This window comes from Streptomyces odontomachi, from assembly GCF_024435355.1.
In the GTDB taxonomy this organism is placed as follows: Bacteria; Actinomycetota; Actinomycetes; order Streptomycetales; family Streptomycetaceae; genus Streptomyces; species Streptomyces odontomachi.
The window spans coordinates 1-661 of sequence record NZ_JAMJWG010000090.1; the positions used below are offsets into that span (position 1 = coordinate 1).

Here is a 661-nt window from a genome sequence, read left to right on the forward strand (position 1 = left end):
GATGTCGTTGGTCCAGCTGGCGCCGCTGTTGGCCTTGCCGGCGAAGGGGTTGCTCTCGCTGGCCGCCTGCGGGGTCCACGAACCGCTGAGGCTGGAGGCCGTGAACGAGCGGAAGTAGCGGCCGTTCGACCCTATCGCCTCGACGATCATGAGGTACTTGTTCTGGTCCTGGAGCTTGTAGACCTGCGGTGCTTCGAAGAGGTTGTTCGTCGAGTCGCTCATGACCTGCGTGTACGACGAGCCGAAGCTGCTGGGGAAGTTCCCGATCGGCATGCTCGCCCGGTAGATCTTGCCGTTGTCGCCGGCGAAGAACAGGTACATGTTCGAGCCGTCGGCGATCAGGGTCTGGTCGATGGGGCCGGTGCCGGAGCCGGAGATGCTGCCGGTGAACAGCGCCTGCGGTGCGGACCAGCCGTTGGGGTTGGTGGGGTCGCTGGAGGTGCGGTAGAAGAAGGGCCACTGACCCCACTGCGAGGCCAGCACCCAGATGTTCTTGGGTGCGAAGTAGAACAGTGTGGGTGCCACGGTGGCCGAGTTCATTCCGGTCTGGCCGGCCGAACCCATGTCCGACCAGTTGGTGAAGGGGCTGAAGGACATGGAGCCGTACGAACCGTTCGACACGTTCGACGCGTACACCAGGTGCTTGCCGTTGTAGACCACG

1 protein-coding gene is annotated in these 661 nt (G+C 63.7%); it reads right to left on the minus strand.

The window, feature by feature from the left end; genetic code table 11:
* Window positions 1-661: non-reducing end alpha-L-arabinofuranosidase family hydrolase (locus NQO67_RS43505; protein WP_255956198.1), on the minus strand; the 661-nt coding region annotated here is incomplete at both ends.